Annotated in this window: 9 protein-coding genes, 1 tRNA gene and 1 pseudogene; 4 read left to right on the top strand and 7 right to left on the bottom strand. The window is 66.0% G+C overall.

Going from position 1 to position 16,098, the window contains the following annotated elements; genetic code table 11:
* Positions 1 to 13: 13 nt before the first annotated feature.
* On the bottom strand, positions 14 to 736 hold the full coding sequence (locus tag ACWY4P_RS43015) for a hypothetical protein (protein ID WP_456206259.1): 723 nt from the start codon (positions 734 to 736) through the stop codon (positions 14 to 16).
* A gap of 47 nt (positions 737 to 783) precedes the next feature.
* On the opposite strand from ACWY4P_RS43015, the gene ACWY4P_RS43010 reads away from it, so the two are divergent.
* Positions 784 to 972, top strand: coding sequence for a DUF5703 family protein (locus ACWY4P_RS43010; protein ID WP_014059547.1), 189 nt, complete (start codon positions 784 to 786; stop codon positions 970 to 972).
* A 105-nt stretch (positions 973 to 1,077) separates the two neighbouring features.
* Here the strand turns inward: ACWY4P_RS43010 and ACWY4P_RS43005 are convergent, their stop codons facing one another.
* Both ACWY4P_RS43005 and ACWY4P_RS43000 read right to left on the bottom strand, forming a co-directional pair.
* The gene (locus tag ACWY4P_RS43005; protein WP_456206258.1) at positions 1,078 to 1,959 is read right to left on the bottom strand and encodes a chaplin; all 882 of its coding nucleotides are present in this window, start codon (positions 1,957 to 1,959) and stop codon (positions 1,078 to 1,080) included.
* A 304-nt stretch (positions 1,960 to 2,263) separates the two neighbouring features.
* Entirely contained in the window at positions 2,264 to 3,601 is a 1,338-nt protein-coding gene (locus tag ACWY4P_RS43000) for a M20/M25/M40 family metallo-hydrolase (RefSeq protein ID WP_456206257.1), read from the bottom strand.
* Between the two features lie 265 nt (positions 3,602 to 3,866).
* On the opposite strand from ACWY4P_RS43000, the gene ACWY4P_RS42995 reads away from it, so the two are divergent.
* Positions 3,867 to 3,951, top strand: a tRNA-Leu gene (locus ACWY4P_RS42995).
* A 779-nt stretch (positions 3,952 to 4,730) separates the two neighbouring features.
* Here the strand turns inward: ACWY4P_RS42995 and ACWY4P_RS42990 are convergent.
* Positions 4,731 to 8,996 carry a golvesin C-terminal-like domain-containing protein gene (locus ACWY4P_RS42990; protein ID WP_456206256.1) on the bottom strand — a complete coding sequence of 1,422 codons (4,266 nt, stop codon included), beginning with the start codon at positions 8,994 to 8,996 and terminating at the stop codon, positions 4,731 to 4,733.
* 63 nt (positions 8,997 to 9,059) lie between these two features.
* Positions 9,060 to 9,323 carry a hypothetical protein gene (locus ACWY4P_RS42985; protein WP_456206255.1) on the bottom strand — a complete coding sequence of 88 codons (264 nt, stop codon included), beginning with the start codon at positions 9,321 to 9,323 and terminating at the stop codon, positions 9,060 to 9,062.
* Positions 9,324 to 10,589: 1,266 nt separating this feature from the next.
* Between ACWY4P_RS42985 and ACWY4P_RS42980 the strand changes: the two genes are divergently transcribed.
* Together ACWY4P_RS42980 and ACWY4P_RS42975 are read left to right on the top strand one after the other, a co-directional pair.
* Positions 10,590 to 11,522 (top strand): hypothetical protein, encoded by a 933-nt coding sequence (locus tag ACWY4P_RS42980; protein ID WP_456206254.1) that lies wholly within the window; start codon positions 10,590 to 10,592, stop codon positions 11,520 to 11,522.
* 134 nt (positions 11,523 to 11,656) lie between these two features.
* A pseudogene (locus ACWY4P_RS42975) lies at positions 11,657 to 11,830 on the top strand (transposase); the annotation flags it as partial.
* A gap of 294 nt (positions 11,831 to 12,124) precedes the next feature.
* Here the strand turns inward: ACWY4P_RS42975 and ACWY4P_RS42970 are convergent.
* Both ACWY4P_RS42970 and ACWY4P_RS42965 read right to left on the bottom strand, forming a co-directional pair.
* Positions 12,125 to 13,078 carry a TIGR01777 family oxidoreductase gene (locus ACWY4P_RS42970; RefSeq protein WP_456213254.1) on the bottom strand — a complete coding sequence of 318 codons (954 nt, stop codon included), beginning with the start codon at positions 13,076 to 13,078 and terminating at the stop codon, positions 12,125 to 12,127.
* A gap of 320 nt (positions 13,079 to 13,398) precedes the next feature.
* Positions 13,399 to 16,071, bottom strand: a complete 2,673-nt coding sequence (locus ACWY4P_RS42965; RefSeq protein ID WP_456206253.1) for a hypothetical protein — start codon at positions 16,069 to 16,071, stop codon at positions 13,399 to 13,401.
* Positions 16,072 to 16,098 lie beyond the last annotated feature (27 nt).

The raw sequence follows: 16,098 nt of genomic DNA, 5'->3' as shown, positions 1-16,098 counted from the left end.
AGCCCGGACGGGCTCAGGTCCCAGGGCCCAGTACCTCCAGGTCATCCTCGTCTGCCTCTTCTACGTCCTCGGCCTCGTCGGCCTCATCGGCCTCTTCGTCTTCGTCGTCCAGCTCCTCGTCGAAGACCGTGCTGACATCGAAGCGACAGACGACCTGGTGCGGATCCGGCTGGTCGAAGGGGGCGGCCAGCCACTCCCCCGGCTCGGCGGGCTCGTCCCCGACCGCCACCCACAGGGTCGAGTCGCCCTCCTCCAGCCCGAACTCCTTGTGCCGGGAGGCGATCTCGTCCGGTTCGTACTCGCCGAAGAGCACACCGACGGCGGCCTGGACGCTGTCGCCGACGGCCGCCGCGCCGCCGGGCCCGCCGTTGTCGGAGTCGGCTCCCTGGTCCAGCTCGGCGACGCGTCTGGCCTGCGAGAGCAGGCGCTGCGGTTCGATGACGGCGTAATCCCTGCGGATCAGCACGCTCAGGGCGCTCGGTTCCTCGGGCCCGGTATAGGCGGGCAGGGAGTCGTCACCAGGGATCTCGAAGGGCGTCACCTCGTCGTAGGCGTCATAGAGCAGCTCGTCGTACACCTCGGCTGCCGCGGCCAGTTTGTTGAACGCGGCGTAGACGGCCTGGTCGTCCTCCCCGGACCGGCGTTCGACAGCGTCGAGGTGACGATCCAGTGCGGCTTTCACCGCTTCGGCGGCGGCGCGTACCTCGGCAGCGGATGGCTGCGCAGCATCAGACATAGTGCAGACGCTATCCGTAGCAGGCCTGGTCCCGCACAATAGATGCGATGCCGGAATACGAATTCTGTGATGTGTATGTGCCTCGCGGGGTCTCCCGCAAGGCCACCACACGCCTGCTGACCGACCATGCCGAGTACGGACACTGGGAGCTCGACCGCCTGCGACTCAATCCCGACGGCAGCCGCAGGGTGCGGCTGCGCCGCCGGATCATCCGCCAGCTCCGCGCAACGTGGTGAGCCGCCGTTGAAACGCCGAGCGGGCCCCGCCGGTGTTGCGGGGCCCGCTCGACGCGCACCGTAGCGCGATGTGCCGTGTCGGATTCAGTGCTACTCAGTGCCGCCTCAGTGCTGCCCGGCCCGCGCCCTGCGGTAGAGCACGGTGCCCGCGAGCAGCATGCCCGCGGCGGCCGGGATGGCCAGCTCGACCGGCCCGGCCCCGGTGTGCGCCAGCTGCTCGGTGCCCGTCAGCCGGGAGCCCCCGAGGTTCGAGGAGGCATCGGCGCCGTGCGCGCCGACCTGCTGGGCGCCCTGCTGCCCGCCTTGGCCCGCCGCGTGGCCGCCGCTGTTGCCCGGTGAGGAGGGGGCAGGCGTGTGGCCTCCCGGCTTGCTGTCCCCGGGGTTGTGCGGCTTGCCCGGCTCATCCGGCTTTCCGGGGTCGCCCGGGTCACCGGGGTCACCCGGATCTCCCGGGTCACCGGGGTCGCCCGGGTCACCGGGGTCGCCCGGGTCGCCGGGGTCACCGGGGTCACCCGGGTCACCCGGGTCGTTCGGGTCGTTCGGAACGGCATTCACGAGGCCGCCGCACTCGCCGCCCATGTCGGTGTTCCCCGCCGTGCCGACCCCGACGCCGTTCCCACAGACGTTCACCGGCACATGGACCGGTACCTGAGCGCTGTTGCCGGAGCCGATGCCCGGCGAGTTCTCGGTGCGGCTCTCCGCGCTGGAACCGCTGTGCCCGGAGCCCCCGGACCCACCCTCGTGAATCGCATTGCCGCAGCCGCTTCCCCCGCCGCCGTTGAACAACCCGAGGACGGTCACGGTGTTTCCGCAGACGTTCACCGGAATTTCGGCGGGCACCTGGACCACATTGCCGGACACGGCGCCCGGCGAGTGCGCGGCACTGGCGCCCGCCCCCGTGCCCGCGTAGGCGTAGCCGCCGGTCACGGCCAGTACGCCGCCCGCCGCCGCCATGGTGATCAGGCCCTTTTTCGCAACCTGTCGCATAACTGTTTCGCTCCCCTGCCTTCCGTCCGCGGAATGCGCGCGAGCAGAAGCGCCCGCCCCCCATCCCCGGCCTCCCCGGAACACCTCACCGGCCTCCGGGGCCGCCCGGGATCACACCCCTCTGGACTGTGACTCCACGTCACGTGATCGATGCGACGGCCCCCGTTGGGGGCCGCACACCATGTAACGAGGAAGGAGCAATCGAGCTATGAATCTACGACACCATTCACCCTTATTGATTCAGTCAGTATGTGTGACCGATTAGCGCCAGACGGGGGACCTCAGCGCGCGTCCATGAGCGCGGTCAGCACGCGTCGATGAACCGGTCGAGTACCCTGACCCCGAACTTCAGCCCCTCCACCGGCACCCGCTCGTCGACGCCGTGGAACATCCCGGCGAAGTCCAGCTCCGGGGGCAGTTGCAGCGGCGCGAAGCCGAAGCAGCGGATGCCGAGGTTGTCGAAGGACTTGGCGTCGGTGCCGCCCGAGAGGCAGTACGGCACGGCGCGGGCGATCGGGTCCTCGGCCTTGAGCGCCGACTGCATGGCGTCGACGAGCGCGCCGTCGAAGGTGGTCTCCAGTGCCTTGTCCGCGTGCACGTCCTCGCGCTTGACCCGCGGCCCGAGGATCCGGTCGAGGTCGGCGAGGAACTCCTCCTCGTACCCCGGCAGGAAGCGGCCGTCCACATGCGCCGTGGCCTGGCCCGGGATGACATTGACCTTGTAGCCGGCGCCGAGCATGGTCGGTGCGGCGGTGTTCTGCAGGGTCGCCCCGATGAGCTTGGCGATGCCGCCGAGCTTGGCGAGCGTCTCGTCCATGTTCTCCGGGTCGAGCGGGGTGCCGAGCGCGTCGGACAGCTCGTCGAGGAAGGACCGTACGGTCTTGGTGACCCGGACCGGGAACTTGTGCCGCCCGAGCCTGCCGACCGCCTCGCACAGCTCGGTGATCGCGTTGTCGTTGTTGGTCATCGAGCCGTGGCCGGCGGTGCCGTCCACGGTCAGCCGCATCCAGTGCATGCCCTTCTGGGCGGTCTCGACCAGGTAGAGCCGCAGATTCTCGTTGACCGTGAAGGAGAAGCCGCCGACCTCGCCGATCGCCTCGGTCACCCCCTCGAAGAGGTCCGGGTGGCTGTCGACGAGGTGCCGCGCGCCGTACACCCCGCCCGCCTCCTCGTCGGCGAGGAAGGCCAGCACGATGTCGCGCGGGGGCTTGCGGCCGCTGCGCAGCCGGTCGCGTACGACCGCGAGCGTCATCGCGTCCATGTCCTTCATGTCCACCGCACCGCGGCCCCAGACGCACCCGTCGGCGATCTCGCCGGAGAAGGGGTGGTGGGTCCAGTCGTGGGCGTTGGCCGGGACGACGTCGGTGTGGCCGTGAATGAGCAGCGCGGGACGCGAGGGGTCCTCGCCCGCGATCCGCGCGACCGTCGACGCCCGGCCCTTGTGCGACTCGAAGATCTGCGGCTCGAGCCCCACCTCGGCGAGCTTCTCCGCGACGTACTCGGCGGCCGCGCGCTCACCCGGGCCGGAGTGGTCGCCATAGTTACTGGTGTCGATCCGGATCAGGTCGCGGCACAGGTCGACGACCTCGTCCTGACCGCTGGCGGTGCCGGTCGTCCTCGCGGCCGAAATCGACTCGCTCACGCTGCCTCCTCAAGGTTCTGCTGCCGCGCAGCGCCCGCGCGCGGGCGCTGCGCGGTAGGGGTCCACCGCCATCCTCCCCCGCCCGCCCGCCCAGCCCAAGGCGGAAATACCGCCGTCACATCCCGTCCACACTTCCAGGGCCCCGGACCGCCGCGGGGCCGCCGCAGGGCCCGCCCCGGGGCACGGGCACGCGTGATCGAGCACGTCCGGATGTTTGCTATGGTTTTCCCGTCGGAACGGCCACGGGCCGGACGGCAGACACCTGGTCCGGGTGGCGGAATGGCAGACGCGCTAGCTTGAGGTGCTAGTGCCCTTTATCGGGCGTGGGGGTTCAAGTCCCCCCTCGGACACGTACCATTTCCCCACGGTTGCTGTTTGACCGTGGGGATTTGTTGTTGTATGGGTCGAGCGTGACCTCGGAGCGCACGGTCGCTTGCGCTGGAGCGTAGGTGAGCCGGAGGCTCAGGAGGCGGTAGATCTCCGGCCTTGTCTTCGGCCTCGGCCTGCTGGATGACGGCGGCCAGGTCGCTGATGGACCGGACGAGCCGGGCGATCTCATCACGGGACATCCTGCTGCACGGCCCTTCGACGCCGTGCGGAGCTCGGCTTCGGTACCGGCCTGGCGGGCTTGGGTCTCAGCGATCCACTGGGTGACGAGGGTGGGGTCGCCGCCTGCTTCGAGGGCGGCCTGGTGGGTGGCCAGCTCGGTATCGCAGTCGGCGATGACCTCACGGACGGCTGCGCCGGCAGCGGTCTCTGGTTCGGGTGCCGCTGCGGTCGTCGCCATGAGGTCGATCGTGTTGTCGAGCCGGTGCGGCAGGAACACCGTCGCCAGCCAGTTGTCGTGACCCGGTGATCCAGCTCTCACGGAGGTGGATGTTGCGAGGAAACCTCACCCAATGCCTGCCCCCACCCTGCGGACGCTTAACTTAACCTCCGGCGGCGGTACCACCCGCTGGAACAACACCCATGACTCATCCAGCATCAACCGCTCATCGAAATCCGTCATGCACCGTTCAACGACCAGCACGACCCCAAGAAGCGATCTCTAACTGCATTGGGGAAGGGCGCCTGACCTGGTCTGATGCTCGTCAGGCGCCCTTCGCGGCGCACATTCACATGGTGCGGCTCAGTCGCTGTATTCCGGGTCGGGTTCCAGCGCGTTTGAGATGCAGAAATGCGCCTTCGGGTTCACTCCTGGGCTGTCGGTGACGAAGATCCCCCATGGATTTCCGCTGTGTCCGCTGTCCGTGGAGCAGTCTCCGTACGGCGTCTCCCCGAAGCCGGGCACACGGCTGAAGTTCTTGAAGTCGCCCTTTGAGAAGGGCTCGGCCGATTCCGTCGGCTGCCCGTCCCCATCCATGGCGGCGCCCGCGTGGTAAAGGTACTGACTGGGCATGAAACTCGATCTCAGCATGGGCCGGTCCGGCAGGCCGAAGACACTGCCGTCGCTGCAGAACATGACGCTCAGTTCCTGCCAGATCGGCGGGGCTTCGTTCTGCAGCGATCCCGTGATTCCGCCCTTGAACCAGGCATGATAAATCTCCCGCATCAGCTTGTACACGGACTCGTTCAGGAGGCCCTTCGCGCTGTCCGCCTCCGCGAACCAGCGGTCGAACTCCTTCTGGATACCGTCATCGGCCAGCATGGGCCGATACCCGATTGAACCGCCGGCTGTATGCAGCGTGGTGAGGCAGTTTCCGTTCTCCGTGTCCGCCTTGCCATAAGGATCGGTGATCAGAGGCCGCTTGCCGATCGACTGATAGGCGCGACCCGGCAGAACCCCCGTGGAATTGGTGTCCGTCGTGGTGTTGCGTCCGTCGTGTTCGTTGAGGTCGGCCGTCGTGTAGTTCAGATCCGGCCTGTTGATGTCGTACGCGTCCTGAACGGCGGCGAATGTGTCCATGACGAACTTGGGGAGGTGCGTGTCAGCGGTGCGATCCTCGTATTCGGTCCACTCGGTCCCGTCGATGATTATCCCTCGGTTATCCACGAGGTACGAGACGTTGATGCGGTTCCGTATCTTGTAGGCCGCATCATTGGTGAGGAACTCCGCCGGCATACGGTCCGATGTCGGCCGGTTCTCGTAAGTGTTGGCGTAGTTGAGCCAGTTCGTCATACCTTGTCCCGTGGGGTGGTCTGTTGGGGACTTGCCCGCCTTCACCACCTGGTCCTGCCATGCCTTGGTGGACTCCGTAACGTCGTGCATGACGCAGTTCGAAGCGGGCATGTCGAGACATGTCGGCTCATTCAGAACACCGTTGGAGGTGTCCATCCCCCAGTCGTAGATGGATTCCATGGTCTTGAACGGTGTGTCGAGCGGGCCAGTGCTGAGCGGATCCGTATCGATGTCCTGTCGCTCGTCGAAGAACGCGACAGCTTCGACCGAGTCGTCCATATAGAAACCCGGAACCGGCTGTACCGCGACAGCGTCGAACGCGATGTCCTGATCCCCTGTGCCATCTGGGGTCACAGTATCCAGACTCACTTCCGGTTTTCCATCGAACCCGAAGGCACCGATGTCAACCCAGCGGTTGCCGTTGCCTTTCTGATTGACCGTCCGGATACGCTCGCCCTTGATCGTCTTGACCCGGTAGCGCGCGTATTTGGTGTGGGCGCCGTGGTCGGGTAGATGCACCCAGATCCTGGCGGCTCCGTTCACTTCCTTAGACAATTTCCACGTCGCCGTCACCTTCAGGCGGTTGCCCTTGGCGTCGTCGGCCCGGGTGTGGGCGAAATAGAAGTGACCGCCGAACCCGGCGCCCAGTTGGTGGGTATCTACCTTGGCCGGATAGACCGTCTCCACCCCGTTGTTCGAGAAGTTGAAGCTAAACGTTCCGGAGTTGGTCCACGAATTGGTGCACCCTGGACGGATCACGGGTGTGTCCTGGGGTGCCTCATCGATGATGAGGGCGTCCGATGGCAGCCCCGTGCGAGTGCAGGCAGGAGGGTAAGCGGTGCCGTCGGCTTCCTCGGGATAGGTCTCGTTGAACCGCACGACCTCATTGCCGCAGGTGAGGGAGCAGTCGGTCTTCCATGTCGCCGACTTGTTAAACCAGCACTTGAAGTCACTGCGCTGGCAGGGCCCTGATGTCGCACTGTCGTTGGACGCGCCATCCGAGATGAGCCCGGGCTTGCATTCGTTAGAGGTGTCGCAGAACAGGCTCTCCGGCGGCTTGGCATGGGCGCGGTTGTACAGGGCGCTTCCCTTGACGTTGACGCCGCCCTCGGCGCCGTTCCACCCAGCGAAGCGGAACGCGATCACCATGGTGCCGGGCGACTCGAGGAAGGAAGGAGGATGGGCTGCGAACCCGATGACCTTTTCCGGGTAGGGCCAGTTCTGCGGCCGTGCTGCCGCGGACGGGTCTTCGCCGCCCGCGGAGTTTTCCAGGAAGGGCAGGCGGCCGGCGTCCCACTCGGGGTTGGCGGGGTTGTTGGCCCAGCCCAAGCCCCACGGAGCAGATCCGCTCTTCGCGTGGAAGCCGGAGTTGTAGGCCCACAGGGCGTAAAACCAGTTCTCCATCTTGGTGGGAGTGCCGTCGTTGATCTGCATGCCGGCGGCTCGGGTCTCGTTCCACTTCCCGGCGAGGATCTGCAGCCCGGCAGCGATGTTGGCGGTGTAGTCCAGCGCGACCGCACGCTGTTTCTGGTAGTCCCACGCGGCGCCGCCATGCCCGTTTTCGCGACCTGCCATCCGCATGTGGTCGGTGACCTGGGTCACCCCATAACCGCAGTCGGCCTCGGCGAAGTTGACGTCCCAGTCATTTGCGGGGGAGCCGTCATACAGGTCGATGCCGTAGTAGTTGCCGATCAGTGGGTTGCTGGTGACTCCGGGAACTGCCACACGAGCGGCCTGCCACATGTTCGACTCCTGGGTCGTGACCCCGAGGAGCACCTGGGCGGGCACCCGGCCGCCACCCTCCAGTGAGACTGGAGGGAACAGGGTCTGCGGCTTGTAAGCCGGCATTCCGAGGTTCTTCCAGTTCGCGGGCCGGGAGATGTGTTTGTCCAGACGGCCGTTGATGGCCTGGTCGACGGCCCACTCGATCTGCCGGGGCTTGGGCTGCATTGCCTGGTTCCGCGGATCGTTCCGGGGGACGGAACAGGTGCGCTCGTCTTCGACGGGGTCGGTCTGCGAACCGCCCGCCTTGGTGCGGGCCTTGGCTCCCTTCTTGGAGCCGCTGGCAGGCGGGCGCAGTTGGAGTTTCGGTGATGCGTCGCGTCCCTCGGCGGCATGGGCTCCCTGCGCCCGAGCAGGGTCGATGGTGAACGTCGTCTTCTCGCCGGTCCTCATCACTGTCATTCCGACCTTCACCGGACGGGCAGTGGCAGCGTCTTGGGGTTGCTTGACCGCGCCCTTGCCGTCTGCCCAGAAAGCAGGAGAGAGGACCGCGTCGCCCGTCGTGGAGACCGTCGCGTCCTTCGATGTGTTCGCCAGCACCTTTACTGGCCCCGGGAGTTTCGCCGCGGTCCGCCGTGCCTCCCCCGTGACGTAGACGCTTCCGGTGCTGTGGGTGAGCCCCGTCTCGGTCACCGGCCCGGCGGCCAGGACCTGGGGGCGGGACGTGGACTTCGCCGACACGGCCGGGAGACGTTTGACCTGGGTATCGTCGCCCCTCTTGTCCAAGAAAACCAATCCGCCGTCTTTATCCGGTGTCAGCCGGTACGGAACGCCATCCGTTTCGGCGATGGTCGTGCTCTTGCCGTGCTTGTCCAGGCTGACGACCCGGCTACCGAGAGCGCCGACGAGGCTCCCGTCGGAGGCCGCGACCGCCGAGGTGACCTGCCCGGGCGTCTCGACCGGCGCTCTTGACTTACCGGTCACCGTGTCGACTTCGATCAGTCTGGTCGATCTCTTATCCTCGCCGGCGGACTGTGTGAATACCGCAATCTCGCCTGTGCCGCAGCCGGGGCTATAGTACGAAAGCGAGGCGTTCAGGTTCAGCTTGGTGATCTTTCCGGTGTTCAAGTCGAGCACTGCGGTGAATCCACCCCGGGCCATGAGTTTCGTCTTGTTGGTGAATGTCCGAGGGGCGTACACCACAGCGGCCCGTCGGCCTGACCCGGTCACACATGCGTTGCCTATCCACATGTCGGCGTCGAAGCCCGGTTCGGAGAGTGTCGCTGCGGTCCGCCAGGTGTACCCCTCCCGCTTCCGGGATACAAGAATGTGGAATCCGTCGGCATCGCTGGACGTGGTCCAAGCCAGGTCACCGGAGTTGCGCCAGTCCTGGCCCAGGATGGAGTCCCGTTTGTCCTTGGCGACGGACGGGAGCTCCTGGCCATTGGCGGAAGGTCTTCGCTTCTTCTCTGCGTCCGCCGATTCCCACGGAAGCGGCGTCGGCTTGGAGGTTCCTGAATCGGCCCATGAGATCTGTGGGAGCAGACCGAGCAAGAGAGCCGAAAGGACTGCCCCCACCACCCCTGTTAACCGTCTCGCAGGTTTCACCGGATTCCCCTATCCCCTCTGACTTTTCTGTTCCGCATAGAAGTCGGGATTCTCCTTGATATACTTCTCTTCGTACTCCTTGACGACCTGTACCCATACCCCGACGGTGTTGAGCCGTTGTTTGCACCTCACGTCCGCCACGGCCGTCTTTATCTCCTTCGATGACGCCTTGGGGGCCGCCCATTCGCTGTTCGAAGTGATCCATACGGGAGAAGACGACTTGTACCCGGCCTTGCGCATACAGGCGCTCCAGTCCTTGAAGGCTTTCTCCACGCGTGGATCGTCATTGGCATCCAGGTAAGGTGTGACCCGGCTAACGAACTCACCCGTACCGGATTCGGGCAGGATCTTCGATGACAATGTCAGGTATCCCCTGCCCTCACAGCCGCCTTGGGGCACCACGTGCCCATGGACCTTCTCACCGGTCTTACCGCCGTGGAGGACCGATGCGACCCCCTTGGGTATCGATTCAGCTTTGGCGCCGGCGACCGCGTCGTAAAAACCGAGTGGAGAAGACCTGATTCGACGCCGAGGCCGCACTCCAGTAAAAGGTCATCTAGCTTCGACTGGTCGCGACTGTGTCAGCGGGGACGGGGGCAATCGAGCTGGGGAAGGGCAGAGGGCCACTCGGCTCCTGTGACCTGTTCTCGATCGACCTGTCCAGCCCTGCTTGTGCCGGCGCCGGGTGGTCCACCTGCGCCGATGTATGTGAGCCTGCCGTGAAATCTGAGGTGCCGATCCGGGACGCAGCATTCCGGAGTGGCCGGTTCTCCCCACGTGAGAACTTCTTTGAAATTCAACAACCCCGCCACGAGGGAACGCATTGTTGCGGTGCCGATCGCGCCGTGATTAGTCTGTGCCTGCATCAAGCGCTTATCAGCGCAGTCCTGCCATGCGCTGCTCCAGTGGGCGAATCCGTGTGACGCTGCACAGCTCCTACATGCGAGGGTGTGAAGTCACTGGCAAGTGAAGTGATCGTTTCCAGGTCGTTACGAGCGAACACGGGAAGGGAAAGGCAGTGCACTTACCGAGAACTGTCGTAGTCGCGGCATCAGTGGCCGGCCTGCTGGCGGGAGCTGCAGGTACGGCCAGTGCGGGGACAGCATACGAATCAAAGAGGTGCTCGGGCGGTCGCGGTGTCTGTACATGTTCTACGGAACCGCGGGGCCGGGTCACCCCAACTCGGCCTGCTTTGTGGGCGGGACGAACACTGCAGATCACTGGGGGCGAACGGAGAACGGGGGTACTGTCGCCGTCCGTTACATCTTTAAGAAGAATCAGGGCCAGTACTGCGGATCGAACGGTGACGGAGACCAGTTGCGGAAGAACGCGGCATCGGCCCGGAACAGGACTTCGAGTAACCAGCGAATCTACAAAGGGTACTCGTACACCGGAACCTCGCAGAGGATCAAGCCGATCAGTGCCTGGGACTCGCCGCCCACCAATCTGAATTCGAGCCTCAAGAACAAGAACCAGTCCTCACGGAAGGCGAACTAGAGCGTAATGACACAGAAGCGAAGAATGCGACGATTAGCCGGAATGACCATAGTCGGCGCTGCCGTGCTCGCCTCAGGCGGCTACTACGCGCAGGCACATCAGGGTGATGACACCCGCCCTGCCGCTCGCGCAAGCAAGGCTGAGCAGGAGCAACTAAACGAGTTCCGCCCCACGCGGACACCGCGAGCCGGACTTACCGAGGGACTGTCCCTCCCTCTGGAGCAGTATCTCGTCGCCTACCCGGACGAAGTTTCTTTCGCGAAGGCGAAGTATCAACTCGATTCCGCCTGCATGGCAGGTTTCAAGCTGTCCCTCGACGACCCGAAGCCAGGTGATTCTCCGCCGCTCGCCAATACCTCGGCGAATATGCCTCGGCGCTACGGCGTAACCGACCTCGCCGAGGCTCAGAAGTACGGCTACCACCTCGCCCAGGACGTCGCCGAAGCGCGGGCCGCCACGGATGATTCGGCAGCGTCGGAAGGGCAGTGGAGTGATGCTCAGGAATTGGTGTACTACGGTGGCCCACCTCCGGAAGGACAATCCGTCCGATCCTTGACGTACGAAGGGAAGCCTGTCCCTGAAGGAGGGTGCTCGTCGGATTCCCTCCGAACCTTGGGCGGGGACTTGAACGAGGACCTCGCCAGCGAGCTGGACGGCAACAGCTTTGACGAGTCGCAGGAAGACCCGAGAGTCAAAGCCGCGGTACAAGCGTGGTCGGAGTGCATGAGTGGCAAAGGCCACGCAGTCACCGACCCGGACGTCGCGGCGCACGTCGAGTCGGACGACGTCACGAGCGAGGAGATCGCCAGGGCCTCAGACGATGTGGCCTGCAAGGAGTCCACAGGTCTGGTGACGATCTGGTTCGGGGTCGAGAAGGAGATCCAGACAAAGCTGATCGCGGATAACCACGACGCGCTCGAAGCAGCGAAGCGGAAGAACACTGCGGTGCTGCGCGCTGTCGCGCTGGTCCGATAAGCGAAGAGTCGACTCTATGCCTGCTGCGAGGGGGCTCGCAGGACAGCGCAATGCTTCCTCGCAGCATGGTCGTGCCAAACCTGGCCGGGCGTATTTGCAACAGAGTCCGCCGGCGGGTGGTTCCCTGGCCGTCACGGCCGATCGTGCAGACCTGCGGGGTGCACTTGCTGCGGAATGCATTCTGCTATGCCGCCCGCCAGGACTGGGACAAGACCGCCAGATTACTCAAGCCGGGCTACACCGCGCCGACCGAAGAGGCTGCCGTGGAGCGGTTCGCCGAGTTCGCCGACGCCTGGGTCGGCAAGTATTCCTCGGAATCGGGCGATAGAGGCGCACAGGGCACCACACGTATGCCGGCGTGTGGGGCCGGAAACGGTGTCATCCTGTGCAACCTGCGTGTACTCGTGGATGAGGCATCGAGCCGGTCATGCTGGGAGTTCGCTGTACGGTCGTTGGCCGGCTGCGATTCAGGGGCGGGCAGCGGGTCTGGTGGATGTTGTCCGAGGCGAACTCGTTGCCATGGACTTGAACGCTATCAGCGGCGGGAGGGTGTCGAGCAGGCCGGCTCTTGGCCCCGAGTGTCGAGTGAATACTGGACCCGCTCAGGTATGGCTTCGCTTCTGACGTACCCGCCGCACAAGTTCGCCTGCGGCCTGTGGCCACTCGGCGTGGTTGAACGCGAATTCGGCTTTAAGGAGCCGACCGGGCACGACTCGGCGGCTCTTGAGTAGGAGTTCGGTGTCGGAGCGGAGTACGAACGCGCCGATCTCTGCCATCCACTTCGTGGCTGGCAGGCCCACCGGGGCGCCCCACGCCTTTCGCAGCGCATTCATGAATGCCCGCTGGGGCAGGGGAGCGGGGGATGCGAGATTGACCGGTCCTGTAATGTCGTCCTGCTCGATCAGGAACTGCACCGCGCGGACAAAGTCATGGTCGTGTATCCAGGACACGTACTGGCTGCCGCCCGCGACCGGTCCGCCGAGGCCGAGTCGCGCGAGCCACAACAGGTAGTCGAATACGCCAGCGCGATCGGGGCTCATGACCATCGCCGAGCGCAGGGCCACCTTGCGGGTGCGCGGTGTCCGGGCCTGCTGCTGCTCCCGCTCCCAGTTCTTCGCGATTTGGACGCTGAAGTCCCAGTAGTGGGGGACGTCGGGTTCGCTGCCGCCGATCACCCCGGTTGCTTCGTCGTGGGGTGCGTCGTAGCGGTGGGCATAGATGGTGGCGGTGCTCATCTGGAGCCAGACTCGGGGAGGCCGTCGGGCAGCTGCGAGCGCCTCGCCCACGACACGTGCGGAGTCCACGCGTGAGTCCATCATGGCTCGCAGGTTCTCTTCGGTGTAGCGGCAGCTGACGCTGCGGCCAGCCAGATTGATCACGACATCGCTGCCGTCGATCGTCTTTGCCCAGGGGCCGAGGGTTCTGCCGTCCCACTTAAGGTGACTGTCGCGCGTCGGCTGTCTGGTCAGAACCACGACCTCGTGGCCTGCGGCGGTCAGCGCGCGGTTCAGTATGCCGCCCACCTGACCGGTTCCCCCGGGTAACACTATCTTCATCGTGCTCCTCCCCTTCTGCATGCACCGAGAGTACGTTGCGGTCACGAGGCGGGCCGGCGGTGCCCTCGAACAGTCCGGGCCCACCTCACGAAAATGTCGAACCCGCGGCTACGCCAGCGCCAGCACCGTCGTGAGGGGCGTGATCCGTGGGGCATCGGTCCGAATCCCCCCTCGGACACTCACTCCAAAAGCCTGGTCAGTGCGCTGACCGGGCTTTTTCGTATGAGGCCCCGGCGTGCGGCGCGCGGCTTCCGCCATGGAGGTGTCTGCGGATCGAGTATCGACGCGTTGCTGCGTCTGAAGCTCATCGCGGTCAGACCCTAGTCGGCTGGGCAGGTGAACTCGTTGCCTGGCCCCCACGTCTTCCGTTCGTCGCCGCTGTCGCGTACTCCACACTCCAATGCCACCTCCGGCCCGCGCTTTGTGTCGTGCAGGATGAGTAGCCGCTTGGCCGCGGGGACTTTGCCGTCCCGTCCGAACGTCAGCGTCCCCGACGCGCCCCGCACCCCGGCCTCGCCGCCGGCTCCGTTCACCAGCGCGGCCTGCACCGTGCCGCGGCCGAATGCCGCCGTCCCCGCGTCCTGACGCGCCTCGTTGAGTGCCGTGGCCAGCACCCGCAGAGCGTCCGAGGCCAGTGTCGTGCGGCCGTCGTTGCTCCAGAGGTCGTGTTCGCCGTACGCGGCGGCGTACTGCTGACGGAAGTTCTCGCCCATGACGTTGGGCGGGTCCGACTTGGGCAGGGCATGCGCCGCGTAGTAGAGCCGCAGCAGGGGGTAGCGCTCGCTGGGGCGCTGTGCGTCGACAACGGCATTGGTGAGGTCGTTTCCGCCGAGCGCGGTCAGCCGGCCATTGCACGCCGTGCCACTGTTGAATTCATCCAGAAACGCACCGAATTCATCCGCCCGCGCGGTCCAGTACACCACCGTGCGCGGTTCGTCCTTGAGTCGCCGGCAGACCTTCTCGGCCATTTCGGAGAATTTCTGGACCCATTCGACGTCGTCTTCCTGCGCGGGGTGGTGGCTGTCGTCGCCCGCGGTGTACCAGATGCGATGGGTGCCCCTGAATTCTTCGGTGAACCGCTCGCTGAGATTGGCGCTGTACTTGTCGGTCGGGTCCGCGATCACTACGGCCTGCTCGGCGGGTGCGCACTTGCCCGGGGCAGTCTGCACGATGTTGCCTCGACGGGCGAAGTCGGCGGCGATACGCGCCTCTCGGCGGTTGTCCGGTGCGACCTGCCGGTACATCGGGTGCCGCTGCATTTCCTCGGCGGTCGCGACGGTGCCGATGATCGGCAGCCCGCCCTCGCCCAGGATGTCCCGGGCCCGCAGGGTGTCCTCGCGGCTCTGGCCGAGGCCGACCACTCCCATGATCTGCTCGTCGCCCTGTTCCTTCTTCACTTCTCTCACGATCCCGGCGGCGACGGCGGGCGCCTTGGTGAACCGCGCGCCCGCATCCTCGACCCGGACTCGCAACCACACCTTGTTGCCCTCGTCCCGGGACGCCTCGCGGTTGAGTTCTTCCTGGGCCAGGGCGATCCCGCGCAGTTCCGGAATCGCTCCGCTGTACATCTCCTCCTTCCATGAGTTGACGGTGACGGGCACGCCCAGATAGACGACGGTCCTCACCATGGCGCCGGGCCGCGCGGCGGCCGCGTCGGCTTCCTCGTTCTGCCGCTCGATCATGGCGCGGACCGCTCTGTAGAGCTCCTTCGGGGACTTGTCGGAGGGGATACGGCCGGTGCCGGACGGCGCGGCTGACCCAGTCGCGGCACTGCGGGTCAGGCAGTCGGTTTTCTCCCCCTCCGGCAGCAGCCAGGTCAGGCCGTATGTGGCGAGGAGTGCCAGCATGGTGGCCCCAGTCACTGACGCGAGGACGGCCTCGAACCGCGGGGCGAGATCGGAGTGGGTCTTCTCGAGGTAGATCTCCGGGAAGCGGCTGAGCCAGCGCGCGGCGTCCGCGTCGTCGGCATGCGGCTCCACTCCCACCCGTACGACACGGGCCCTGCCCAGCCCTGTGGTCGCTCTCCAGGAGTTGAGCGTGATGGCGGCCTCGGCGTAGTTCTCCGTAGGCTCCCCGCTGGGGGGCACCGCAGCCACCAGGAGCACTCCGGTGCATCCGGTCTGCTCGACCGCATCGGGGAACTGCGTCAGCAGATGGCCCACTTGAGGCTCGGTGGGGTCGAGCTGCGGGAAGACGAGGACGAAGCGGTGCTTGCGCCGACGCCTCCACGGGGAGAGCAGCGGGTGGCGGAAGGCCGCCTGCACATCGGCGAGCAGCGCCCGCAGCAGCACGGCCACGGTCTGGTCGAGTCGTGCGGAGCCGCCCGGCGCGGCCGCGAGGCGCCGGGCGTCGGCGAAGAAGTCCGCACCCTTCTCAGGGAGTTCCGCCCACGTGCGGTACCAGCTGCCCTTGCGCGTCATCCGACGCCCGTTCCGCCATCCGTACCACCAGCGTGGAAGCAGGCCCAGGAGTGGGCGGCGCAGCCAGTACCAGGCGGTGGCGGGGATGCCCGGCGGGGGCAGATCGCCGCCGCTGACCGCCTCCAGGGCTCGGAGGATCCTGGAGTCCTTGCAGCGCGCCTCGTAACACCTGTCCCGTAACTCCTGGGCCTGCACGGCGGGTTGGCTCTCGGTGAGTTGTGCCTCGACGATGCTGCACATGAGGCGGTACTGCGGCAGCCGCAGCCTGCCGAAGCCGCCGGGCCGGTTGCGGAGGAGCTCCTCCTCGATCTTCTGGAAGGTGTCGCCCACACCCTCGCGCCGCGGACCGGAGGGCGCCCCCGCCACCTGCGCGTACGGGATCCTGGCCCGGCCCGCAGCGCTGAAGCGCCCGCACAGCCCGTCCGCGACGCGCTCCGCCTCCGTGCCGCTGCTCAGCTGCGTGAGCAGAACCTGGGGGGCCGGCCCGCGTTGCTTGGGCGGCTGTTTGATGAGTTGTTCGAGCGCATCGACAAACGAGTTGATCTTGGGAAGCGGCGGGACAGAAGAAGACATGGCGTTACCTCCCCCGGGTGGTTCGTA

It is taken from the genome of Streptomyces sp. LZ34 (assembly GCF_053890475.1).
Note: the sequence above shows the minus strand (reverse complement) of the source record. Positions and strands in the feature narration are given on the sequence as shown.